Here is a 22,110-nt window from a genome sequence, read left to right as displayed (position 1 = left end):
GCCTCTCTTGTTATGTCGGAAGGTCAAGCTGCTCCAGTTCGACCAGCGCCCAGACGGTTTCGCCGTTGAGCGGCTCGCAGCGCTTCACCCGATAGACGGTCCCCCTGTGCACCATTTGGTGGTCACAGGTGAGCTGGCGCCAGCGGATCAGGCATTTGTGCGTCACCTTCTCGTCAATCTGTACCCCGGCCATGTAGATGCCGCCGGTGACAGGCATAAGCTTGCCCCAGACGTTGAGATGGTCGTGGTACTCCTGCCGGGTGGAAAAGTCCTCGTCGGGTACCTCGGTAACGCGCTGGATCTGCAGGCGGTGCTTGAGCTCGCCTGCACTTGGCGGGCGCATCGAGTTAACGACCGATGACTGTCTGATCTTCATATTGGCATCCTGGTGTAGGGGCCAATCAGGTAGCGAAAGGCAAAGGGCACCTCGACTTTCTCGAAGTCTGAGACTGCCTCGCGGTTGTTGAACCAGTGCGCCACCATCAGCAGACCAGCGGCCTTGAGGTCATCGCCGATAACCAGCTGGCGATCCGTCATCTCGGCCTGCGGCGCATCGAGCAGCTCCCGATCGGTGTGCTGCTCGATAGCCCGGCGGGCGGCCCCGATGTAGAGGTTAAGCAGCAGATCCTGGCTGGCGTCATCCTCTTCGAGGCGGCACTGGTGCTTCACCTCTTCCAGCGTGATCCACGACATAACTACTCCTCGGCTTGTTCCGGCTCGGCTTGTGCCAGTGCTTTCTTGAACACCAGTTCGGCTTCAGCCGGTGACAGGCGGGTGATATCGTCGCGGCTGTAGCTCTTCCACGGGCCGGTGAAGCGCACCAGCACCCGCTCATCAGGGATGGGCGCGGGCTCATCGCCGCTCTGCTGATCGTTATCGGCGTCAGTGGCACCAGCGGACTGATCACCGGTCAGCGGCGCGGTGCCAGCTCCGGCTGCATCGCTTGGCGCTTGACCTGCTGCTGGGTGGTCAGAATCTGATTCATCGCCTTCACCAGTTCCGGCGAGGGGATCTTGCCCAGCGCCTGCGTCGGCATCGGGTTTGGGGGTGTTAGTTGCATTGCTGGTCGGCTCCTGCGGCAGTTCGCCGCTCTGCTGATCGTTATCGGCGTCAGTGGCAGATGCCTGCCCTGCGCGGGGGCCTTTCGGTGGCTTGGCCATGTCGGCTCCTTGTTACAAGGGGATGAGAGAGGGCGCCAGTGCGGCGCCCTGCTGCGGCCTTACCAGGTAACCTTGGTACCCAGCGCCAGGCCCTCCGGATGACGGAAGCCCACATCGTGGTTGCCGACCAGGCGGATCAGAGACTGGTTGCGGGAGAAGGCACTGACCAGATCGCCGTTGGTGTCCTTGTAGGTGGCTTCGGTGGAGAAGTCGATGGTCATGTTGTCCTGCTCGCCGATCACCACGTCGTTCCAGTCGGCGAAGTAGATCTCCGACTCGTTGGTACCGGTGCCGAGGTTGGCCGGGATGGTGTTGGTATGCGCAATGGGGTAACCCTTGAGCAGACCTTGCGCCATCTCCGGATAGACCTTGTTGCCGTTGCCATCGCGCAGGCCGAACAGCTTCATCCAGGTGCGCGGGCTCATGCCCCAGCCCGGGTTGACCATCAGGCTGTTGGAGTTCATCAGCATCAGGATGAGCTTGTCGAGGTAAGTGTCGATGGTCGGCAGGTCGGCGGTACCGGCCCACTCGACGGTGCGGCCAGCATCAGTCGCGACCTTCTTGAAGCCGGTCGGGGTATTGCCAGTGCCATCATCGCGCAGGAAGGCTTTATCCTCGCGCACCGCCATGGCGGCGATCATGTCGCTCAGCACCAGCTGCTCGACGTTGTAGCCAGCGCGGCCGATCAGCTGGTTGCTGATGGGAACCAGGGTGATCATGGTTTTTGCAGACAGCTTCACATCATTGAACTGGCTGGCGCTGCTGTTGGCATCAGTGCCCTCGCCAACGTAGCTGGACTGGGCGCCGCCACTCATACGCGGAAGAGAGAGGTTGCCGTTTGGAAGCGGCAGTACGCGGGCGCCCAGCTTGCGCACAATGGTCTTCGGGCGCAGCAGCTCGATCACTTCGGAGTGCAGGTTCTCGGGGATCAGGGCGCCACCGGAACCGGCTGCGGTGCTGATGGCCATGGCCACCTGCTGATCGCCGATCTCTTTGGCGGCGAACTGCTCGGCCAACTGCAGGTCACCCTTGCCGGCGGCAACTGCCATCGCCATACGGGCAAAGCCTGCTCCGGCATACTGTTGGGCTTCCGCCTTCACATGGACAGCAGGGGACTGGCTGGCGGTGACTGGGGCCGCCTGCTGGGCCATCAAGCGCTCGGCGCTCTCCATGCGAGTGATCTTGGCGCTGATGTCGCCGATCTTGGTTTCCAGCTCGGTAAATTGCTGGAGCTGCTCGGCGCTGAGTTCAGTACCGCTGGCTTCAATATCTGCCAGCTTCTTCACTTCGGCGGTCAGTTCGCCACGCTCGCGGCGGAGGGCTTCGATAGTTTTCATCGATTGGTTTCCTTTGAACATAAAAAAGCCCCTTTCGGGGCTTGTTGGATGGGTTCCGCCGCTGGGCTAGAACTGGTTCTGCAATTCGATGGCACGGGCCCGCAGGCCGATGCTTTGCGCCGGTTTGGTCGGCTTGGCCACGCTGGCGGCCAGGCCGTTGAGATAATCCTGCGGGTTGGCCAGTTCGTCGGCCAGACCGTTGTTGACCGCCTCTGCACCGCTGTAGAGGGTGGCCTCGGTGGCTTTCACCTGCTCGACGGACAGGCCGCGATAGCGGGCCACTGAGCTGATAAACAGGTCGTAGGCCTGATCCATGCGGTGGTTGATGGCCGCCATGGCGCCATCGCTGAGGGGCTCGTGGGGGGTGCCGTCCTTTTTGCGGTCACCGCGGTAGAAGGTGGTGAACTTGAGCCCCACCTCCTCCTCCCACTTGCTCACCTCCATGTGCTCCATGATGACGCCAATGGAGCCGCAGCCGCCGGTTTCACTGACCACCACCTTGCTGCAGGCTGAGGCGATGAAGTAGGCCGCCGAGTAGGCAGAGAAGTTGACCAGCGCAGTGATCGGCTTGACGCTGCGCTTGGCATAGATGTAGTCGGCCAGCTCCTTGCAGCCGACCGCATGGCCGCCGCCGGAGTTGATGTCGAGCACGATCTCTTTGACCCGCTCGTCGGCGAGCGCCGTGGCGATCTGCGCCCGCGACCACTCGTAGCTGGTCAGCTCGGTGCAGGCGTTATCGATTTGACCGCGCCGCGCCACCAGAATGCCGTGCAGCGGGATCACCGCCAGCCCTTCCACGCGGTATTGCGATTCGCTGCGGGCCTCGAGCTGCTTGGGTTCCAGCCCATCCGGCAGGTCATCGGCGGCCATCACCTCGATCTGGTTGCCCAGCATGCGGGGCATCAGCAGGCTCTTGACCCCTGCCAGCACCTCCTGGGTGACGTAGAGCGGACACCCGAACACCTGGCTGGCCAGGTGCGGGTAGTTGATCATCAGCTTCGGCATAGGATGGCCTCGATTTCCGTGATTTGTTCCGAGGTCGCCTGGCTGATGCCTTGCGGCAGCTTGCCAGTAGAGACCATGTTGAGCGGGGTCAGGTAGATATCACCACCCTGGATCGGGGGCAGGTTTTCCAACCGGCGGATATCGTTGACGCTGAGCCAGCCCCACTGGCGACCGAGCGCATATGACTCGTAACGGGACTTCTGGTCTGCCCGCAGCAGGCCGGAGAGGTTGAACTCGATATAGAGGTCTTTGCGCTCACTCGGCAGCAGCAGGTCACGCATCATGGCGGCCTCGATGCGCTTGACCCAAGGCAGCAGGGTGTAGATGACAAACTGCAGCCCCTGATGCTCGATGTTGTTGTTGGTTGCCCGATCCAGCTCGCCGATCATGTGCGGCGGCACTTTGTAGAGGCGGCAGATTTCGATGGCGCCATATTTGCGCGACTCGAGCAGTTGGCTCTGCTCGTTGGTCATCGCCATCTGCTTGTAGCTCAAGCCGTCCTGCAGGATGGCCACGCCGAAAGAGTTGCGAGCCCCTGCGTAGCTATCAATAAATTTGCCCTTGAAGATTTCTAGTGACTCCTGCGTGGTGAACGGCTTTTGCGATGTTTCAATTACCCCAGACAGCGTGGTTCCGTTGGCAAATACCGAACCGGCATGTTCATCCACCGCCATGGCCAACCCGATTGCATCCGGGTTGCTCTGGATCGGCGAGACGCCGAGGTAACCATCAAGACTGAAGGCCTTGACGTGGTGCACCATCCGCATCGGCAGGATCTGGTTGCTGCCATCGAGCAACTGGTAGTAGGGCAGCCCGTCAGGCCCCTTGAGCACCATGATCTTGTCAGGGTTGACCGGGATCAGCTCGGTGATGTAGCCGTCACCACTGCGCTCGATCAGGCTGTAGCTGTTGCCGCGCAGGCCGAGGTGGCCCATGCGCTGCTCGTTGAATTCAAAGCTGGTGTCTTTCTGGTTGGGGCAGGCGTGGATAATGTCGTACAACGGGTGGTCGGTCGCCCGGGTGCGGCTGTCGTCGCTGCGCTGGTAGAGCTCACACGGCAGCTGCGCAATGGATTCGGCCAGCAGGGTGACGCAGGCGCGAACCGTGCCTTGCGCCAGCGCAGATTCCGGCGTGACCATGACGCCAGCCTTGCTGCGCCGCGCCCCTACGCTCGAGATCCACTGACTGAAGTTGCCGCCGCCACCCCTGCGCTCAAACAGGAATGGAAAGAACATCAGTCACCCCCTCGCTGTTTGTTGTACTGGTGCCAGGCGATGGCGCGGCTCAACCAGGCAGACCAGCCCAGCGCCAGCAGGCCACCGACCACCCAACCGAGCGGGGCAGACCAGAGCCAGGCGCCATAGGTCAGCGCGGCGGCACCCAGCAGGCCCACCAGAAAGGCGATGATGTTCATCAGCATAGGACGTCCGTGGTTTCGTAAATGGATTTGGTATTGCCGCGACCCGCGACCATGGCGCGGCCGATGGCCATCATGAGCGCGACAGCGCCGTCAATTTTCTGATCGGCAGACTCTTTGACCGGGCGCACCACATCATCGTTACCGGGCAAGTTCTTGCCGATCACGTTGCCGATACACCAGGTCATCAGGCTGTTGCCATCGTGATGGAAACGACCTGACTGAATGGCGGCCTCCAGCTCTCGCATCGGGTCGCTCATGTTGGTGTAGTTCTGGGTGATGGAGATGGGGGTCAATCCCTCATCTGCCAGATCGTGAGCCAGCGCGGTTGCGCCTGCCGGGTCAAGCGGGACCTCCAGCACGTTGCCACTGGCTGCGGCCTCTTTGGCTACGGCTAGGATTTCGCGATAGTCGATCTCGGCACCCTCTGTGGTGCTGAGCTCGCCAAGGTTCATCCACTTCTGGTAACGCTCTGCCAGCCTCCGGTTGTCGGTGTTGAATGCCGTATCTTCCGGCACCCAGAACTCGGGGGCGATCGAGTAGTAGTGGCGTTTGCCGTCAATATCTCGCCAGAACAGGCGAGCCATGGAGTTCATGTCGAGCTTGCGGGCAAGGTCGAACGAGAGAATTAGCTCTTGCCCTTCGAACTGCTCCAGCGTCAGGCTGCGATCTTCGCAGGCCTTCCACGCCTCCATGTTGTAGTAGGCGGTTTTTGCCGACACCCAGACGTTGAGGTGCTTTGTTTTGAAGATGTTGGCGAAGCGGGCCGACTTGATGGCCTTGGCCTGCTGCGCCAACAGGTATTCGGCGTAGACGGAGACGCCCATGTTCGGGTTGGCCTTGGCCAGCACCTTGGGGTCCGTCCAGTCATCCCCCTCGTCAATGGTGTAGATGATGCCGAACAGCTCATCATCCGGCACCGTGCTAGCCAGCATCTCGATCACCTCCCGCCGCTTGTCGTAGCAGGGACCGTCGATATTGTAGCCGGCGGTGGTGATGACCCACATCAGCGGTTGGCGGCGGGCGCCCATACCGGTGATCATGGTGGTGTAGAGGTCATCCGTGTCGTGTTCGTGGTATTCGTCCACGATGGCGCAGGATGGCGACTGACCATCACCCGGGTTGCCGATCAGCGGCTCGAAGCGGGCGCCGTCAGACGGGATATTCAAGTTGCTGGCGTTCACCTCGATACCGAAGTGGTCGATCAGTGCCTGGGTGCGCTTGGCCATCAGGCGGGCGGGGCGAAACACCTCCCACGCCTGTTTTTCTGTGGTGGCGCCGGAGTAAACCTCGGCGCCGAATTCGTTGTCTGCCGCGAAGCAGTAGAGGCCGACCGGGGCAGAGAGCGCCGACTTGCCGTTTTTACGCGGGATCTCGTTGTAGACCTCGCGAAAGCGGCGCAGGCCGCTGCCCTTGCGCACCCAGCCAAACACGCAGCAGATGATGAACATCTGCCACGGCTCTAGGTTCAGGGTCTGGCGCTTGAAGGCCCACTCCCCCTTGGTATGGGGCATGAGCTGAACAAAGGTGGCGGCTCGCTCGGCCTTGTCCTTGTCGAACCGAAACCGAAACTTGGCAGACTTCTCTTTGGCCAGATCATCGAGGTGGCGCTGGCAGGCCTGGATGACGTAGCGGCAGGCGGGGATCTTGCCGCGCACCACATCGCGGGCGTAGCCGTTAGCCACGTTGACATAGGGATAACTTTTGCGTGTTGCCATCGGTCATCCCTACAAAGCTGCGAACGGGTTCCCCCCTCCCTGTTTCTTGTTGCCTCCGATCAGGCGTGAGCGGCTGGATGGGTCCAGCCCCAGCAGCGAACCGTAGGTGGTCATCTGCTTGAGTGATTCGTTGGCCACCGTACAGGCGGGGTTTTTGACCGGCCCGCCGGTTGCCCCTTCGACAACCAGGCCGCGCTTGGTGATCTCGATCTCGGCTCTGCGCCAGCGCGAGTAGGCGGCGCAGAAGGCCTCGAGGTTGTGCAGGTCGGTGACGCAGAGCACCTCGGCACCGCAGAGCTCACGGATCACCATGTCCCACATGGTCGGGGCCCACTGGTCTTCTGCCAGCCATTCAGGGCACTCGACATAGAGCAGCGGGGTGAAGGTGGGCTCAGCGTTGTTCAGCGAGCGCTTGCCGGGGTTGCCAGCCAGCCGCTTCAGCGCCGTCGGTTTGGGCCTGCGACCTTGACCAGGCGCTCTTGGTGCCCCTGCCATCGCGCCCTCCATTTAAATTTTTAATTTCGCGGGTATAAAAATTTGACCGGGCTGGCAGTCACGGAGGCGAAAAGGCGGAAGGATTTGATCCCCCCCTCCCCCTCAGGATTGCCCGTGGCGGCCAGCGGAGGCCTCCTGCTGCGTCTTCTGCTTGTGACAGCACCGGCAGATAGCCTCGAGGTTGGTATCGTCATCAGTGCCGCCTGCGGCCTTTGGCACGATGTGGTCAACGGCATAGGCTTGGGTGATGATCCCCTTGCGAATGCAGGGCTGACACAGCCCTCGGTCGCGCTGCATGATGCGCTCGCGCCGCTTGCGCCAACTGGCACCATAGCCACGCTCGGCAGATGATTTGGCGGCAACACGCTGCCAGCCGACAGCCTGACACGCATGATCGGCACAATACCCGCCAGGGGCATCAGTCAGGGAATGGCACCCCTTGGCCCGGCAGATCTGCTTAATACGTGGTGGCATGGCTATCGCTTCAAATAGGGCGCCGCACCGGACGCATTTACACGGGACGACCCGTCAGTTTGGAGAGTGACTCGGTGCGGCAATTCGGTTAATCGGGATTGGTCAATGAGAGGTAGGCTCTTTGGCAGGCCACGCCTGATGCTCGAGCTCGGTCATACGCTCTTGCCAACTCTCCCGCTCGCGCATCAGCCCGGCTGAGCAGGTCGGCAAGCACCACGGCGGACTGTCCGGCTGCATCGCCAGACTGGGCAGAGCCGGAATGGCTAGCGCACTGACTGGCGCGCTTGGCCAATCGCCCGGCTTGCTCGCGCAGCCCGACAGCAACAGCATCAGCGGCAACAGCGTCGCGCTCAGCATTGGCAATCTGTTTTTCTGCATCTTGCCTCACCCTCTCGATATCTGCCTGACGGCGCTGCTCGGCCTCGCGGGCGGCCTGCTCGGCATCAGCCCTCACCGTCGCCAGTTCGGCCGCCTGCTCATCCCACTTCGCAGACCACTCCAACTCCTTATCGTGAGCACCGCTCGAGTAGCCTTGCTGATAAAGAAGCCACACCAGAAAAAACAACACCGCCTGGCGAAGCACAAACCACAGCACTGGGTGCGCATTGAGGAACAACCTGATCGGATTCATGCTGCGGCAACCCCAAATTTGATGGAGTCAATGCCACTCATGCCATTAAACAGCCCCATCTCCGCATGGCGGCGACGGGTCAGCCCACGCATCGGCTTACCATCGTTCTTGTCCCATCTCAGGAACTCAAGAGCGGCACCAACGTAGTCACCAGCATTCAGTTTGCGTAGAAGCGTTGAATCGCCAAGACCGTTGGCAATAGTGTCTCCGTCGATATCCAGGCCAACGTTATAGGCAAAACTGACTAAGGCATCGAACTGCCCCTGAGTCAGCGGCACTTTGACCAAAGAATCCACGCCGCGCTCAACATAGCGAAGGTCAGCAATAAAGGCATCGTCCGCTTGCTGCTGAGTCCACACCAACCCGGGTTTTACTTCAGGGCCGGTGTGTCCCCATCCGATGGTCCATGGCTCTCCGTTTTTACTACCAGGGTCAGGGTACGCTTTCAGCTTGCAGCTCTCGAAGTGATGCATCAGCATCACTCCATCATCTGAAGTGCGATTAATTCGCGCCATCTCCAAACCTCCGCTCAAGCATTCGACCAGCAAACTCCCGGATCTTCTCTACGCCGAGAAAGCCGATGGAGCCACCAACGAAGCCGGATGCTGTCGCCGGAATGCCGAGCATATCCATCCCGGACATCACCGAGAGGGAGATAGCACCGCACAGCAGCGACTCAAGCAGCCGTTGGCGCATGCCGCCACCGGAGTAGGTGACTCGCAACCAGCTAATCACCAGAGAGAGGATAAAGCCGTACAGGGTGGGCCAGTGGGCATCTACCCAGGCCAGCAGCCAGGCCCACAGGCCAAGGTCTTTTTCAGGCATCTTCATACCCACCACCCCGCAGGGCCCAGAAACGAAAAAACCCCGGCATCGACCGAGGTTTTGAAGCGGAAAATAAAAAAGACCGCAGCCGTTAGGTTGCAGTCTTCCATCATTGGCATTTACTGTACACAAAATTGCTTTTGACTGTCAATGGCCACTCGCTGGTAAGTTATTCCACCACACGTCGAATGACGCCACATTAGTCATACGTTCTGGCGCACTATCCATCACAGCCTTATGGATCATGCTTAGGTCATAACGGCTAATCTGGAAGCCACCGATAAGAACATCACCGCCAGCAGTCCGCTTCACAAATTTCTCTGGATTAGTAAACAGCATTGAACATTGTTCAGCCTCCCTGTCTGGTAAACTCCCTTCCCACCCTTGTGCACACAACCCAGCTTGGTTCTGCAAAATGTAGTAACTAGCTACTAGATATACGCCGTATCCAACGGCCAGAGTCACCATCAAAACGCCAACTACCCATAACTTTTCCAGATTCATTTCTCCTCCTCGGGCCAAATGCCCCTGTCAATATAAACACCTCGCCGAGCCCGCTCATGCCGGTGGCTTGTTGCAGCGCAGCCAGCTCTGCCCAGCACGCCCCCATATCGCGGCCGGCAAGCTCGTGAGCCAGGAGCATCATCCTGATCGCAGAGTTTCCAGCTCCAAGCAAATGAGAAACCTTGAACTCCATAAAATCATCCCCATTAACCTGGGATGTAAAAACCCCTCTCTCCTGCCAATATTGGAGAGGATAATCTGTCATCAACATAATAGCGAGCCTCCGGCATAATCTGCTCGGATGAAAATTGAGTGCATGTGTTATTTGGCATGAGCTGCCAGTGCAGATAATTTACAGACCTGTAATTCATCCTGTCAATGGGATTTGATAAAAAAACATCTGTTCAAGGTTACGCCTTGAATATTTGTTCGTTCGGTACAGATTTACTGACTGTCGCATCTTTCCATCTACGTGCTACAGACTGTAGATTGAAGTTTAGTTCCCACTCAACTGAGGTTTAATTTTATGGATAATAATTGGTAGTTTTTTGCACAATGCCCTGTCAGGCATTAACACCAATAAAAAATTAGCTAATTAAAATATATTGAACGTGCCGTATTATATTTTATCGCAACATGCCAGCATCACCAGTTTGGCTCGCATGAGGCCATCAGTCACCACCACAAGATAAAACCCACTTGCTCGGCGCCGAACCGCATCCTATGGGTATAGTCGCCTATGATGGCTGGATTAGAGTTCAAAATTGCAATGTTGATAAACCGACAACAAGAAACAAACTGCCTCCATTGAATCCATTCATCTAGCACCACACTCAACTAGCCCGTATGTAGCCTGATGTTGTCATGGTATCTGATTCTGTGATGCTCATTGAAAATATAATCACACACTTAAATAATGATGGGTGGAAATCCAGTATCAACATTTCAATAGTGATTGTTAGGATGTTCACGTTTGGAGATAAATAGGCTATTCCTGACGCCTTGAAATCATTTTAAGGATTACACAATGGTGCTTAAAATCATTTAAAGTGACAACCATCAAATCATGCCCACTAAAACTATCGATTTGCACATATAAGCAAACGAAAGTTATTGATAATTGCACCGCTAATACATAGTCCGGCGCCGTGAAATGAACAATGTCTTACCGCGACATTTTAGCCGCTAAAATGATTTTAATTGACAGAGCTGGCGCCAGAGTCAACTGAAGTACATCCCAACTGGCACCTGATGCAACGCACCAAAGCTGTCGTTATACTGTATGTACATACAGATAAAGGTCACCAACATGTTTGCCACACCACACCCATCACCAGACAGTCTCGAGCTTCCCCTGTTCCTCTCGCCTGCGACCTGTGGCTTCCCCAGCCCAGCACAGGACTACATAGAGCAGACCATCGACCTAAACCAGATCTGTATCGAGCATCCTGCCGCCACCTTCTATGTGCGGGCCAGCGGACACAGCATGGTGAATGCTGGTATCAATGACGGGGACCTGCTGATCGTGGATAGAGCAATCAAGGCCAGTCACGGCGCCATCGTGCTGGCCTGCCTCGATGGGGAGTTCACCGTCAAGCGGCTACAAGAGCGCCCATTCCCAGCCCTGCTCCCTGCCAACCCAGATTTCCCACCGATCACCCTGCTGGAAGGCCAGGAGCTGGAGATATTCGGCGACTGATTCTCTACTTCTACTTGTAAATCATGTTCATGCGAAGAACCTGTTACTAGTAACGCCGACCCATAGTTCTTTCAGCACTATCTCGATTTTCATACCTCACGCCGCCGTCACTCGCTTGTAGAAGGCTTCCACCTCACTCTCCTGCACATGGCACCAGGCCAGCACCGCCAGATAGAGCGGGTACCACTGCCGTTCCCACTCACCACGGCTCAGGGTGCCCAGCAGCGGCTCGATGGCACGGCGAATCTGAATGCCCGGGATTGGGCGCAGGCCGGTACCGTTGCAGCGAGGGCATGTCTTGTCTATCGCCTTGCCGTGCAGGCGGCTCAACTCCAGATCGCGGATCACTCCGCGCCCACGGCAGAACTGCGGATGACAGGCCGCACCGGGGGTATCTACGGTGCGGCAAAAGTGTTGCACGGCGAGGGCAGCCAGCGCCTTAAGCGCCATGCCGTGCCCCCGCGTCTTGTTGGCTCCCACATACTTTGGCGCTACATTGCTGCAGTGGGCCATCACGCCGATCACCGCTTGCTTGTGGCTTTCTCTGTCCTTGGTGTAGCGGGCCATAATCAGCGCCAGGCCAACGGCCTCATATTTCTGCACCAGCCCCAGCGCCCCCAGCACATCTGCCTTGGTCAAATGACTTGCTCCTGTCGAGCGGGATTGAATGGCCTGGATCATCACCGAACGTGGGGCACCGATCGAGATTGCATATTCGAGCCGCATCAGAATGCCTCCAGTGACCAGTTGGCGCCTTTGCGCATCACACCGACAAAGGTGAACATCCAGTGCTGCTTGGCGGCCACCTTGATCTTGACCCGGGCGTCATCCTCCCAGAACCCCTTCACCTCGTGCAGCTCGATCAAGCCATCCTTGCCCACCACCATGAAGTCAGGGGTGTAGAAGGTCTTGTCGGCCAGCTTCAGCTTGAGCGGCTCAAACTCATAAGAGAGGATCTCCCCTGCAAGCATCAACAGGCGCAGGTGATCGGCATAGGCCTGCTCTGTCTGGTTCATCTTGCCGGGCACCGGACGTGGCCGTGCCCTGCCCTTTACCTGCTTGTTCCCACTGTAAGGCGTCATCCAAACACTCCCAGGCCAGCGGCCTTGTTTAACGTCATCGCGACGTGATCCAGCTGACTGCCGTAGGTACGCTCCCACTGCTGCCAGCCTTTGTTGTGCAATTCCATGTGCGCATCGTGGCTGAGCGGAAAGGTCATCAGGTCGTTCGCCTTGCTGCCCATCACGCTTAGGCCGTGCCCGATCGCATGGTGCGCCTCGACCCCCTCGGTCTGGCCTGTCACCACGCAGGGCAGCTGGCGCACGAACGCCAGATAGTTGGCAGACTCCCAGCGCTTCATCTTTGGGCGGGGGATGTGCAGCATCGGGGGATCCGGGTCGATGGCCTTTACCGCCTGCTTGGCGCGGATCTTGGGCCGCAGTTCAGCCAGAGGGTCCTGCTCCAGCAGCGCCTCCTGGTTCACCCGATAGCGGGCATCGGTCTCACGATAACCGCGCCCGGGCACCAGCACCCGCTCAGGCTCCAGTGGCGGCAAACGGCATGCGTGGCGCACCACGGCGATAGGCAGATGCCCCTGAACCTTGTAAACGCTGGCCCACCAACAGAGATCCCGGGCCTGCAACTGTACAAGCTGCACCCCGCACCACCCGGCAACCCGAGTCAGCAGCGCCCGCGCAATGGCAGTGGCATGCTTGGCTGGGTTGAATGGTAACTGACCATCCCGATACTCGTTATCGTGGTGCCAGCACAGAGGAAGCGGCAGCCCACCCATCTCGGTGGTGACTGTCTCGCCAACACACCCCTCGCCGATCAGGCACTGGCCCACGCTGCGCAAGGCCAGTTCGCCACCGGCAGCTTTGACGATATCGGGGTGAAGCAGCGAGTTGGCCAGATCGGGGAACTGATCCAGCAAATCTCCCCCCTCTGTGGCGGGTACCAGCATTGCCGGACGATTGCCAAGGGATGAGCGCAGCTTGGCCAACCCATCCCCTACAGCCAGCAACACCATCCCCATCTCAGGTACAAAGACCGGATGGGTCGGGGTCATCCCAGCTTCTCCACCATCTCAAGCTTGTCGAGCAACGGGCCAAGGCGAGCGAGCAGCTGATAGCTGGCGCTACGGCGCAGGGCGGATGATTCGGAGGCGATAACGCGGCGGGCGGCCTCGGCGGCGGTCAGGCCAGGACTGGCAGTGTTGATAGAGCGGAACAGCTCGGCACTGGTATTGAGTTCGGCACCAATTGGATTGGCGGCTTGACGCTGTAAGTGCTGCGTTCTGGCAGCACTGCGGCTACTAAACTTGCTCATGTGACCCCTTTACCTCACGGTAGTGGTTCAGCCGATCGCGAAAATACTCCTGGTACTCCGCTGGCTGTTGAGTGATGGCCTTGGCTACATCTGCACGACTCGCCAGACCGAGGCGACACGGCCAAACAAGGTAGGCCGCCTGCTTATCCAATTGTACCCTCTGACGGTCCCCTTCAGGAAGCCTCGCCAGATTGAATGTCATGGCCGGATACCTCGCTTTTGATCCTGTGCGCGGCACTGGAGGCATGATCAGCAGCAAAGGCCAACGCCTCCGGCGTTATCCCACTGCTGGCCGCATGGCGCATCACCTCGGCGGTTCGCTCCAACTCATACAAAGCCTTGGCCAGCTGCACCTCCAGCACGGTGGCATTGCGCACCACCTCACCATTGCTATCCACCACGAAATGAAGCGAACCGGCAAACGGCCCGCTGTAGGGCCGCAGTGATAACCCGCAGGGCAGGCTCATCATGCCTCACCCCCAGCAAGCTGCTGCCTGAACGCCTTCAGAATGGCGATCAGATAGGCCGCCTCATGGCGAGCGTCGTGCAGGGCGTGGTGACGAACACCCTCGAATGGCAGCTGATACTTGGGATCGATGTCCAGCAGCTGGCGGCCCATCCAGACCACAGTGCGAAGGCTCTGGTTCCCACGAAACCACCAAGGCTGTTCCACACCCCATTGCCGGTAGGCATCTGCCAGTAGCACGTTGTCGAACTCGCTACCATTACCCATCAGCTCAACCGCGGCCACCTTGTCAAAATGACGGCCCAAGAAGTTGGATAGGGCATTGAGGGCATCGACCAGAAACAAGCGGCCAGCGTTGCCAAACATCTCCTCCCACGCGACAGGACTCTCGGCTTTCTGTCTTTCCCAGAATGCCATCGTGTCATCGTCCCGCTGGCGGCCCTGCGCCAAATCAACCCGGCAGTAGAACTCATCTACGACATGCAGCATCGCCACATCGACAATCACCACTCCGATCGAGCCGATAACTGCATCAGTCCCCTTGCCAAGGGTCTCGATATCCACGACAGCGACCAAGCTCCGGTTACTCATATCTCATGCCCTTCTGGTAAATTGCTTGTCTCATGCCGCTACCTTCCCCAGTCCGACCTTTGCCAGCAGATCGGCAAACCGGCTCTGATACCAGTGCGGGGCAGTCTCTCGCTGGCAGCGCGGATCCACGATGTTTTTGCCATAGCGCAGCCCAGCCTGGGTGATCGACCAGAACTCCTTCTGCTTATCCGGTGTATTGGAAGAGGGGCGAGTCATCTTGACGAGCAACCCTTTCGACTCCAGCAGGGCGTTGAAGTAGCGGGCCGCCATGGTCACACCGTGCTGCTTCAACCCCTCAGTGGCGGAGAATGTCGGCCGCGAACTTCCATCTGTGGCATCACTCGGCGCATCAATGGCGTAACTCGGCAGCAGATTGAGCAGGCCGTGCTGGCGCTGGATGGTCTGCAGCATCCCCAGCTTGCCGGAGTTGCTGACGTTCAGCATACGGGCAGCAGTCTCAGCAAACAGCAACTCCACCTGCACCGCCTCCACATTGACCGCGGGACTGGGCGCCATCTGGTAGTGGCCTACCTTGCGCAAAGAGGGCAACACTTCATTCATCACCCAGCGCTTGAACACCTTAGCGGCGGGCAGAGTGCTGGACATAATCGCCTGATACAGGCCAGCCTCAGTTATAAGTGACTGATTTACATAGTTTACTCCATTTTGGAGCACCCTCTTGCGCTTGTCCTCTTCATCAATCAGCTTGTTCATACTATTGGTTTTCTCATAACCAAGCGCCCGCGCCACATCAGACGCCACGAACCACAGCTGATCCCCTTCCTGCTCGATCCTGATAGAACCAAACTGCTCACTGCTGAACATCACAACTGCACTACTATCTCCGGCCATGTCACTCTCCCGATTGTCATGTATGGGGTCAGACCCAAATATTACTGTTTATTTATACAGCCAACAATCACCGTTTGTTAGGTGATCAAGGTGGTATATGACCTACACCAGCAATGGCAGATGTTGGCAGACCATCTTCTCGCAAGCCAGGGCCGCAAAATCCAATTGCAGCAGCTCCAGCCCGAATGCGTGAGCCCTGGTGAACTCCTGCCTCGCCCCCTTGCTCTGCTGCCAACCCGGCAAAAACGCAACTGCCTCACACTCCATCATCATGGGGATGGCGATCCGCATATAGGCGTCATGACTGAACCCGTCAGGCAAGATCGCCGGGTTCATTACCACTGCCCCCTGTGCCTGGAGATACGCCTCGGCGGCGAAAAAGGCTGGCCGGTTGAACATCGGCAAACCGGTCATCGGCCCAGCGATATAGACCTTCACTCCAGTCAGGTCGATCAACCCCTGCTCGTTCAGCTCTTTCGGTTTAACGGTCATGATGGGCCTCCTCGGCCCCATCCCACACCAGGTAATACCAGGCACAGGTCTTCGCATCCGTAGTGCCCAGCGTCTCCAGCGAGTTCGACACCTCGAGATGGACCTGCTCCCCAATCCAGCCGCGCACCGGCGGATAGATGGCAACCCGGCAGAACTGCGCCTCACGCACATCGCGTTCTGCAGTGGCATTGAATTGACTGACCATCACGAAATCCTCCCTGTCACTGTGACGCCACGCTGACGCAGCGATTCCTGTAAGCTGGCGAGCTCGGCGGCCACCCGTTCAGCCGGGACCGCGCCTTCACGCTTCAGCACACTGACCTCAGCGATCATCTCGCAGGCCCGAATCGAAATGGTTTGCCCGGTTTGGGCGATAGGCTGGGCGGCCAGCATCATGCTCGCCATCAGCGCCTTCACCTCGGCAGGGCGCGGGGCGTACTGCCGATCGGCATCATCAGCCAGCTTAAGCACCGCTTCACGCACCAAGCCGACAGGGAACCCCTTGATGGTCAGAGCCCAAGCCTTCGCAGTACCGGTGGCATTGCTGTCCAGCTGGTTGGCACTGGCAGGCCAGTAAGCGATCATCATCGGGAACAGCTCGTTCGCCAGAAACAGGGTTAACGGATCTGCAGCAACGTGCTCGGCCTGCAGGGCACCGCGACGCAGCACCGCGACGTCAGAGGATGGTGTTATCGTCATAGCCGACTCCTGAGTTCGCCATGATGGCTTGGGCCTGTTTCTGGGCATTGACTAGGTTTGACATGGGGCGCTTGCGCTCGTAGCCCTCCCACTCGCCGTTCACGCAGCGCGGGCGGCCGATGGAGTTCCAGCGCTTGGCAGCTGCCAGATAGCTCTCGAACTTCTGCGGGGCAAACACAGTCATCGGGCGAAGGTACTCGCTCATTTTCAGGTCAGCCGCCCAGTGAGCAGTCTTGAAGTCCACTACGAGCTGCAGGTCTGCGACCGAGTAGCCATCAGCCAGGCGGGCATTGATGTTCTGCAGGGCGGTAGGCTTGGCCTGATAGCGGCGATCGGCTATTGCGTTGAAGTGCGCCAGAACCTCCTTCGCCTCAGAGCTCACCACCAGAGTGACCTTGCGCTTCTGGTCTCGTTCGGTTTCGTCAGAAACCGGACAAGAGATCTGTTTAAGATCCTCTGTACTATCTAATTCTTTTACTTCTTGTTCTGTTGTCGTGACGGTCGGGGCCCCGATGGGCGCGACAGTCGGCGCGACAGCATCACCACTCAAGGCCGCATCAGCAAAGGCTTTGGGCGGGACGGTCGGCACCCCGATGTGTACCCCTATGGGCGCCCCATTTGTCGCGCCCTCAAACTGCTCTGTTGCGAATGGCTCGCAATTAGAGGTAACCGGCTGCAGGGCTGCCTGATAGTCGTCGTAGTTGCAGATCTCGATGATGGTGCCCCAAGGGGTACCACGCAGTTCAAGCATCCCCTCTTTGGCGAACCAGCCAAGCAGGCGCTCGGTAGCCTTCTTGTCGAGACCACGCCCGCGCTCGTCACACAGCTGCTGTCCCAGCTCGGTGGCACTGATCACCAGCTGTCCGCGCGTCAAGTACCAGTCACGGCCCTTGTAGCGCACACAGCCCGCCTCGTAGGAGGCCAAACCAATCAACCGCATCCAGGCCGCCAGCTTGGTGGCATTGCGGGCCCAGTCTGCTTGCAGCAACGAACGCCAGCACACCACATAACCACTGCGACGGTTGTCACTCATGTTGTTGCTCGCCTTCCTGTTGATAGGAGCGGCCACCGGGGCCGCCAGTCTGATCACCTCACCCATGGCGAACCTCCTGCAGGTGCTGGATCAGGCATTGCAGATGGCGCTTGGCCTGCTCGGGGGTAACCGGGATCTTGAGTCCGCTTTTCAGGCCGCCATAGACCAGATAGGTGCCACTGATGCCATCAACCAGGCGTGGCAGCACCTCGGGGATTACATTGCGCCGGGTTGTGCCACTGCAGCTCCCGCACGATTTGACAGGGGGGTGAGCGCGAGACCACGCATTGATCTCTTCCAGCTCTGCCTCATCCCAGACTTGCCCAATGGGCTTGATATCCGTATGATTTTCCATGTTCACATCCTCGTTCGATGCTTGAACCATGGCCCCGACTGTTAGCGCAGTGCGGGGCCGCCTTGTTTCTATTTGCCAGCAGCTGCCGGCAGATTCCGCACGTTGGCGGCGGTAGTGCTGATCAGGCCAAGCACATGCTCTGCTGCTTGGGTACCAATCCGCTCAATCTGGCTGTGCTCAACCCTGTCGATAACGCCGTCAGCGCGGGCATCGTGAATGGCCTGCATCAACTTGCCGAACACCGACTGGGCCAGCAGCACCTGCTCCACCAGATCATCGTCGCTGACGACACCGGCAGGCAGGTCAACCAGCACCTTGCCGAGGCTGGCTGCCCAGGATTCCACAATGCGGTGGTCGCCAGTGAGCTCAGTGATTGCCACAGCTTCACCAAGGTTCAGGTGGTGACTGTCGCAATCCGGGTTGAGCTTGTTGGCCAGCACGGTCTCACCCTTGCCCATAAGGCGGGCGATCTCGCTGATGTTGTGGTCCTTGCCGAGCAAATAGGCAGCCACTAAAACGTTCGGACGTGAAACCGAAGGTTTACTTAACGTGGAAGTTTCGGTTGGCTGTGTCATGATCTGCTCCAAGGTCGGTCTTCTGGTTCAAAGCTGACAAAATGTCAGCGGCTCGGCCGGCAAGGGGAAGTGCTGAAATTTCTTCTTGGCTCAACCCTTGCTTCAGTAATTTCGGCACCCAGGTGGCCGGTACAACATTCCGTTTGAATGCTCTCACCACCGCCTGAGGGGTCACATCAAGCGCCGTAGCCAGCGCGGTTTTGGTCTTGAATCGCTCAAGCAGCGCGTTCATCTGGGCGTCCTGTTCATTTATCACGGGATTAAGTGTAACCAATAGTTTCTTTTACTAGCAACTGAAAGTTTGCAGTGAGATGGGGACAATAGAGGGAACAAAAAGATGCGACAGAGAAGCGAAGAGATGGCTCGTTACGAAGGCGACAAAATAGCTTTTGCCAAACGCCTGAACGAAGCCCTAGAAGAAAAGGGATTAGTGGAGCGAGGCCGAGCAGGCAAATTGCAAAGCATGTTGCGAGATCCCCCGTCCCGCGTTGCAATTAGCAAATGGCTTTCTGGTGAAAGCCTCCCGGAAGTGAAGCGCCTTGGCGAGATATCCAGGCTCATCGGCAGGTCAGTTCAGTGGATGCTGACAGGCCAGGATGAAGAGCAAGAATGGACACCAAGCTCCGAGGGCGTTATTCCGATCATTGCATGGGATGATGTGTCGGAGTTCTGCAACGAAGACACCGAATTCGACAATAGCGAGATCATCTGTCGCATCCCAAGTCCGGTGCGGGTTGGCAAGCGCGCATTTGGCGTGAGGGTAAAGGGTGACTCAATGATCTCCAGAGATGGCGGGCGCTCATATCCGGAAGGTACCGTGCTGATTGTGGACCCTGATGTGGAACCAGCTGTCGGCAAAAAAGTGGTGGCAATTGTTGGTGGAGAGACCACCTTCAAAGATCTGGTGAGTGATGCCGGCAAGTGGTATCTCAAACCCCTCAACCCACAATACAAGATGCTGCTTGTCTCTGAGGGCGTGGTCTGCTGCGGCGTGGTTCGCTGCGCAATTCTGGAAGAGTAAGGGCGCTATCTGCGCCCTTACTTGTTAGCCTAATCCCTGTAAATGGTGACGAACATACCGCCATCACTGGTCGGGCTTGATGTAATGCGATATCCATTCACAAAGCCAGCCATTTTCCCTGAAATTTTGCCGCTTTCCAGCTGACCAATCACCTCTCCGCTGCCGGTAATCGCCTCAATAGCTTTGGCAAACATCTGGCCCACCTTGGCATTATTTTCCTTCTGCTCAGGATCATCTTTGAGCTGCAGCAGGGTCAGATTGATGCGAGATAACGGCTTTCCTCGATACTCCACACTGAAGCGAGGCCCAGACTCTGGGTCCATCTTTTCCTCATCCCAAATGTCCCTTCCTGGAGTGGCAAAGTACCACCCATACCCATCGTCTACGGTGTAGCTCTTGGTTGGCTGCTGGCCGATCTCCCCGAACAGCGTCTCTGGCGAGATAACCTGCTCTCCTGGTGCAGCCATCACGACCTGTGACAACAGCAATGCAAGCGCCCCAACAAACCACATTCCATATCTACTGGTCATCCTGATCCCCACCTCAGAAACAAAGGTTCCATTTTACCCCTTTTTGTGGAGAGCGAAAAAAACACAAAAAAACGGAAACCGATAGTTGATCTTTCTGAAACCAATAGTTACTATTTTCCCCATAAACAGAAACCGAAAAATACTGAATGCGAAAGACAACCCCAGCCGGAGGGCCAGCAAAACACTGGCAGCGGTGGCAACAGACCGCTTGGGGATATAACACCGGCAACCGGGCTGACTCACCTCCCCGCTCTCCCTTGGCAAGGCTTGAATGCGTGCCGACCAAGGTGACCGGAAAATCATGGTCAGTGACCGGCTGGCAACTGGAAAGACAGTGAAGTGCGAACGAAGCGAGTGGCGGGTCTGACTCCCCAGCCACCCACCCGGTGAAAGGCCGGGACACAACTCAGTTGGTTTTGCAGGGGACTTACGAGGCTACGCGCCCACAGACGAGCGAACCGGAGACCAGAGCCAACTGAGTTGTGGTGAATGCGAAGGCTGATTCGATATCTAGGAAGCTGCAATAAACCGGTAAGGCGCAGGCGCACGGTGTAAACCAGACGAGCCGGGTTCAGCTCCGGCCACCACGACAACCACCCCTTAGGTTTGAGATAGGGCCGTTGGCACCGGTTACCGCCCGTCTGGCCCGCGTCAAGGGTTCAAGCGGAGATTCGGCAAGCGGTATGCCACCTCATTTGGGATGAGGGCTTCACAGGTTCGATCCCTGTATCTCCGACCAATTATTGGCGTCGTAACTGGGTAACCAGGCCGTCAATGGGAGTGTAACTACGACACAAGCTCCCCAGCCATGGCAGTAACAGCGGTGAGGACACCGACCGCGGTAGGCCCCATGGGGTACGAAAACCCATCCGCTCTGGCGATGTAAAAGGCCAGAACACAACTGCATTGGCACTGCGCGACCAGCCGCGAAACTGGCACGGAGTGATCTAGGCGAAAGGCTGCTCAAATCCGAGGCACTCCCCAGCAATGGATGCGCCCTGAGGAATATCGGAGCCTGCAGCTCAATCAGTGCCAATGACAGTTGTGGTGAAACTCCTGCTGAGGTTTGGCTTGGCCAGTAATGGACCTCTCTAATGGTCTTGGAGACAGAGGGAAAAAATAGAGGACGTTGTTGCCCCTCCACCACAACGAACCCGTCATTCCGCTGGCAGCCTTTAACTGAAGCGAGAGACGCCGGATAGGGTAACCGGCAACCAACCCACCGCAGGGTTACGCGGTCGCCTGGTCCCGCTGTGAAGCGCCACCAAGGCCCTCGCCGAGAGGCGACAGTTTCGAAATGGTAGGTCTGCCCGTGAGGGCGCACCGGTGCCGACAACAAGAACGGCTGACTCGCTGTGAAGCGCTCAGCCTCACCACAGGTGCAACGCATGTGGTTACTACTCCTGATGTTGATCTGGCTGCTCGGGCTGGCAGCTGACCAACAAGCAACACCAACCGTCACCTCCATGGCGGCGCCATCAAGGGCATTTCCACCGCTCACGATGGCACAGGGCTCCAGGCCCTGACAAATCAGCCCGACATGTTCTCTCCTGGCCCCGGCAACGGGGCCCTTATCCCACAAGCGATAGCGGCCCAACAGCGGGTCACGGCCTCCTTTTGCCTGTCGCTTATGTGATGAGTAGCTGATGAGACCAATTTCAGAGATAGCGGAGGCAGCCATGCACCCAAGCGAGTTCATTGCCAAGCACATCAAGGAAACGCTGGAGAAAGAGCAATTCCCCCCCCATGCGATCTCGCTGGGCGTGGCTGAAGCCAAGCGCTATTTCGACCGGACACCCAGCTTTGCCAAAGGGAAGGTGTTCGATGAGTGCCTCAAGGCGGCCCGCGCAGTAGCAAGGATCGCGAAGAAGGCGGAATCGGCCAAGCAGGCCAAGCCCTGATC

33 protein-coding genes and 1 tRNA gene are annotated in these 22,110 nt (G+C 58.2%); 4 read left to right on the top strand and 30 right to left on the bottom strand.

All coding sequences use genetic code 11. The annotated features are described in order from the left end of the window. Positions 1 to 10: 10 nt before the first annotated feature. The 14 genes from OKB77_RS07165 to OKB77_RS07100 form a co-directional block, all read right to left on the bottom strand. Entirely contained in the window at positions 11 to 376 is a 366-nt protein-coding gene (locus tag OKB77_RS07165; RefSeq protein WP_270817288.1) for a head-tail adaptor protein, read from the bottom strand. Continuing rightward, positions 373 to 693, bottom strand: a complete 321-nt coding sequence (locus tag OKB77_RS07160; protein ID WP_270817287.1) for a head-tail connector protein — start codon at positions 691 to 693, stop codon at positions 373 to 375. Before OKB77_RS07160 ends, OKB77_RS07165 begins: the two co-directional genes overlap by 4 nt. Before the next feature lie 2 nt (positions 694 to 695). Further along, positions 696 to 1,160 (bottom strand): hypothetical protein, encoded by a 465-nt coding sequence (locus OKB77_RS07155; protein ID WP_270817286.1) that lies wholly within the window; start codon positions 1,158 to 1,160, stop codon positions 696 to 698. Between the two features lie 59 nt (positions 1,161 to 1,219). Then, positions 1,220 to 2,497, bottom strand: coding sequence for a phage major capsid protein (locus OKB77_RS07150; protein ID WP_270817285.1), 1,278 nt, complete (start codon positions 2,495 to 2,497; stop codon positions 1,220 to 1,222). A gap of 66 nt (positions 2,498 to 2,563) precedes the next feature. After that, positions 2,564 to 3,502 (bottom strand): S49 family peptidase, encoded by a 939-nt coding sequence (locus OKB77_RS07145; RefSeq protein ID WP_270817284.1) that lies wholly within the window; start codon positions 3,500 to 3,502, stop codon positions 2,564 to 2,566. Continuing rightward, positions 3,490 to 4,737, bottom strand: a complete 1,248-nt coding sequence (locus tag OKB77_RS07140) for a phage portal protein (RefSeq protein WP_270817282.1) — start codon at positions 4,735 to 4,737, stop codon at positions 3,490 to 3,492. The genes OKB77_RS07145 and OKB77_RS07140 overlap by 13 nt, the downstream gene beginning before the upstream one ends. Beyond that, on the bottom strand, positions 4,737 to 4,922 hold the full coding sequence (locus OKB77_RS07135; RefSeq protein WP_215807213.1) for a hypothetical protein: 186 nt from the start codon (positions 4,920 to 4,922) through the stop codon (positions 4,737 to 4,739). The genes OKB77_RS07140 and OKB77_RS07135 overlap by 1 nt, the downstream gene beginning before the upstream one ends. Further along, the gene (locus tag OKB77_RS07130) at positions 4,916 to 6,637 is read right to left on the bottom strand and encodes a terminase large subunit (RefSeq protein WP_270817281.1); all 1,722 of its coding nucleotides are present in this window, start codon (positions 6,635 to 6,637) and stop codon (positions 4,916 to 4,918) included. The genes OKB77_RS07135 and OKB77_RS07130 overlap by 7 nt, the downstream gene beginning before the upstream one ends. Positions 6,638 to 6,646: 9 nt before the next feature. After that, entirely contained in the window at positions 6,647 to 7,132 is a 486-nt protein-coding gene (locus OKB77_RS07125) for a phage terminase small subunit P27 family (RefSeq protein ID WP_270817280.1), read from the bottom strand. A gap of 102 nt (positions 7,133 to 7,234) precedes the next feature. Beyond that, the gene (locus OKB77_RS07120) at positions 7,235 to 7,606 is read right to left on the bottom strand and encodes an HNH endonuclease (RefSeq protein ID WP_270817279.1); all 372 of its coding nucleotides are present in this window, start codon (positions 7,604 to 7,606) and stop codon (positions 7,235 to 7,237) included. Positions 7,607 to 7,694: 88 nt separating this feature from the next. Continuing rightward, positions 7,695 to 8,237 (bottom strand): DUF2514 family protein, encoded by a 543-nt coding sequence (locus OKB77_RS07115; RefSeq protein ID WP_270817278.1) that lies wholly within the window; start codon positions 8,235 to 8,237, stop codon positions 7,695 to 7,697. Continuing rightward, positions 8,234 to 8,752 (bottom strand): lysozyme, encoded by a 519-nt coding sequence (locus tag OKB77_RS07110; protein ID WP_270817277.1) that lies wholly within the window; start codon positions 8,750 to 8,752, stop codon positions 8,234 to 8,236. Before OKB77_RS07110 ends, OKB77_RS07115 begins: the two co-directional genes overlap by 4 nt. Next, a complete protein-coding gene (locus tag OKB77_RS07105; protein ID WP_270817276.1) occupies positions 8,739 to 9,068 on the bottom strand; it encodes a phage holin, lambda family in 330 nt (109 codons plus the stop codon). The genes OKB77_RS07110 and OKB77_RS07105 overlap by 14 nt, the downstream gene beginning before the upstream one ends. A 141-nt stretch (positions 9,069 to 9,209) precedes the next feature. Further along, positions 9,210 to 9,566, bottom strand: coding sequence for a hypothetical protein (locus tag OKB77_RS07100; RefSeq protein WP_270817275.1), 357 nt, complete (start codon positions 9,564 to 9,566; stop codon positions 9,210 to 9,212). Between the two features lie 1,309 nt (positions 9,567 to 10,875). On the opposite strand from OKB77_RS07100, the gene umuD reads away from it, so the two are divergent. Beyond that, positions 10,876 to 11,265 (top strand): translesion error-prone DNA polymerase V autoproteolytic subunit, encoded by a 390-nt coding sequence (umuD, locus tag OKB77_RS07095; protein WP_270817273.1) that lies wholly within the window; start codon positions 10,876 to 10,878, stop codon positions 11,263 to 11,265. A 96-nt stretch (positions 11,266 to 11,361) separates the two neighbouring features. On the opposite strand, the gene OKB77_RS07090 is transcribed toward umuD, so the two are convergent. The 15 genes from OKB77_RS07090 to OKB77_RS07025 all read right to left on the bottom strand — a co-directional run bounded on the left by OKB77_RS07090 (position 11,362) and on the right by OKB77_RS07025 (position 18,888). Then, complete coding sequence (locus OKB77_RS07090; RefSeq protein WP_270817271.1) at positions 11,362 to 11,904, bottom strand: antitermination protein Q; 543 nt, start codon at positions 11,902 to 11,904, stop codon at positions 11,362 to 11,364. 86 nt (positions 11,905 to 11,990) lie between these two features. Continuing rightward, positions 11,991 to 12,347 (bottom strand): DUF1064 domain-containing protein, encoded by a 357-nt coding sequence (locus OKB77_RS07085; RefSeq protein ID WP_270817270.1) that lies wholly within the window; start codon positions 12,345 to 12,347, stop codon positions 11,991 to 11,993. Continuing rightward, positions 12,344 to 13,333: a DUF968 domain-containing protein gene (locus tag OKB77_RS07080; RefSeq protein WP_270817269.1), complete on the bottom strand. Its 990-nt coding sequence runs from the start codon at positions 13,331 to 13,333 to the stop codon at positions 12,344 to 12,346. The genes OKB77_RS07085 and OKB77_RS07080 overlap by 4 nt, the downstream gene beginning before the upstream one ends. Then, positions 13,330 to 13,593, bottom strand: coding sequence for a hypothetical protein (locus tag OKB77_RS07075; protein ID WP_064336391.1), 264 nt, complete (start codon positions 13,591 to 13,593; stop codon positions 13,330 to 13,332). The genes OKB77_RS07080 and OKB77_RS07075 overlap by 4 nt, the downstream gene beginning before the upstream one ends. Next, the gene (locus OKB77_RS24060) at positions 13,580 to 13,795 is read right to left on the bottom strand and encodes a DUF3283 family protein (protein ID WP_443111791.1); all 216 of its coding nucleotides are present in this window, start codon (positions 13,793 to 13,795) and stop codon (positions 13,580 to 13,582) included. Before OKB77_RS24060 ends, OKB77_RS07075 begins: the two co-directional genes overlap by 14 nt. Next, positions 13,767 to 14,063, bottom strand: a complete 297-nt coding sequence (locus OKB77_RS07070) for a hypothetical protein (RefSeq protein ID WP_270817268.1) — start codon at positions 14,061 to 14,063, stop codon at positions 13,767 to 13,769. Before OKB77_RS07070 ends, OKB77_RS24060 begins: the two co-directional genes overlap by 29 nt. Further along, entirely contained in the window at positions 14,060 to 14,650 is a 591-nt protein-coding gene (locus tag OKB77_RS07065; protein ID WP_270817267.1) for a 3'-5' exonuclease, read from the bottom strand. Before OKB77_RS07065 ends, OKB77_RS07070 begins: the two co-directional genes overlap by 4 nt. Positions 14,651 to 14,680: 30 nt before the next feature. Continuing rightward, on the bottom strand, positions 14,681 to 15,502 hold the full coding sequence (locus tag OKB77_RS07060) for a BRO-N domain-containing protein (protein WP_270817266.1): 822 nt from the start codon (positions 15,500 to 15,502) through the stop codon (positions 14,681 to 14,683). Positions 15,503 to 15,604: 102 nt separating this feature from the next. Continuing rightward, positions 15,605 to 15,994 (bottom strand): DUF4406 domain-containing protein, encoded by a 390-nt coding sequence (locus OKB77_RS07055; RefSeq protein WP_236317006.1) that lies wholly within the window; start codon positions 15,992 to 15,994, stop codon positions 15,605 to 15,607. Next, entirely contained in the window at positions 15,984 to 16,199 is a 216-nt protein-coding gene (locus tag OKB77_RS07050; RefSeq protein WP_270817357.1) for a hypothetical protein, read from the bottom strand. Before OKB77_RS07050 ends, OKB77_RS07055 begins: the two co-directional genes overlap by 11 nt. Beyond that, positions 16,199 to 16,693 (bottom strand): hypothetical protein, encoded by a 495-nt coding sequence (locus tag OKB77_RS07045; protein ID WP_270817265.1) that lies wholly within the window; start codon positions 16,691 to 16,693, stop codon positions 16,199 to 16,201. The genes OKB77_RS07050 and OKB77_RS07045 overlap by 1 nt, the downstream gene beginning before the upstream one ends. Beyond that, entirely contained in the window at positions 16,671 to 17,792 is a 1,122-nt protein-coding gene (locus OKB77_RS07040) for a conserved phage C-terminal domain-containing protein (RefSeq protein WP_270817264.1), read from the bottom strand. Before OKB77_RS07040 ends, OKB77_RS07045 begins: the two co-directional genes overlap by 23 nt. Continuing rightward, entirely contained in the window at positions 17,785 to 18,081 is a 297-nt protein-coding gene (locus OKB77_RS07035; RefSeq protein WP_270817263.1) for a hypothetical protein, read from the bottom strand. The genes OKB77_RS07040 and OKB77_RS07035 overlap by 8 nt, the downstream gene beginning before the upstream one ends. A 68-nt stretch (positions 18,082 to 18,149) precedes the next feature. Further along, positions 18,150 to 18,593 (bottom strand): phage regulatory CII family protein, encoded by a 444-nt coding sequence (locus OKB77_RS07030; protein ID WP_270817262.1) that lies wholly within the window; start codon positions 18,591 to 18,593, stop codon positions 18,150 to 18,152. A gap of 28 nt (positions 18,594 to 18,621) precedes the next feature. Then, positions 18,622 to 18,888, bottom strand: a complete 267-nt coding sequence (locus tag OKB77_RS07025) for a hypothetical protein (protein WP_270817261.1) — start codon at positions 18,886 to 18,888, stop codon at positions 18,622 to 18,624. 105 nt (positions 18,889 to 18,993) lie between these two features. Here OKB77_RS07025 and OKB77_RS07020 point away from each other — a divergent pair, with 105 nt between their 5' ends. Continuing rightward, positions 18,994 to 19,677 (top strand): LexA family protein, encoded by a 684-nt coding sequence (locus tag OKB77_RS07020; protein WP_270817260.1) that lies wholly within the window; start codon positions 18,994 to 18,996, stop codon positions 19,675 to 19,677. A gap of 29 nt (positions 19,678 to 19,706) precedes the next feature. On the opposite strand, the gene OKB77_RS07015 is transcribed toward OKB77_RS07020, so the two are convergent. After that, on the bottom strand, positions 19,707 to 20,207 hold the full coding sequence (locus OKB77_RS07015) for a hypothetical protein (RefSeq protein ID WP_270817259.1): 501 nt from the start codon (positions 20,205 to 20,207) through the stop codon (positions 19,707 to 19,709). Positions 20,208 to 20,871: 664 nt separating this feature from the next. Here OKB77_RS07015 and OKB77_RS07010 point away from each other — a divergent pair. Beyond that, positions 20,872 to 20,946, top strand: a tRNA-Pro gene (locus tag OKB77_RS07010). 907 nt (positions 20,947 to 21,853) lie between these two features. Further along, on the top strand, positions 21,854 to 22,108 hold the full coding sequence (locus OKB77_RS07005; protein ID WP_270817258.1) for a hypothetical protein: 255 nt from the start codon (positions 21,854 to 21,856) through the stop codon (positions 22,106 to 22,108). The last annotated feature ends 2 nt before the right edge of the window (positions 22,109 to 22,110 follow it).

The sequence above is a fragment of the Aeromonas sp. Y318-3 genome (assembly GCF_027706185.1).
GTDB lineage: Bacteria > Pseudomonadota > Gammaproteobacteria > Enterobacterales > Aeromonadaceae > Aeromonas > Aeromonas veronii.
Note: the sequence above shows the minus strand (reverse complement) of the source record. Positions and strands in the feature narration are given on the sequence as shown.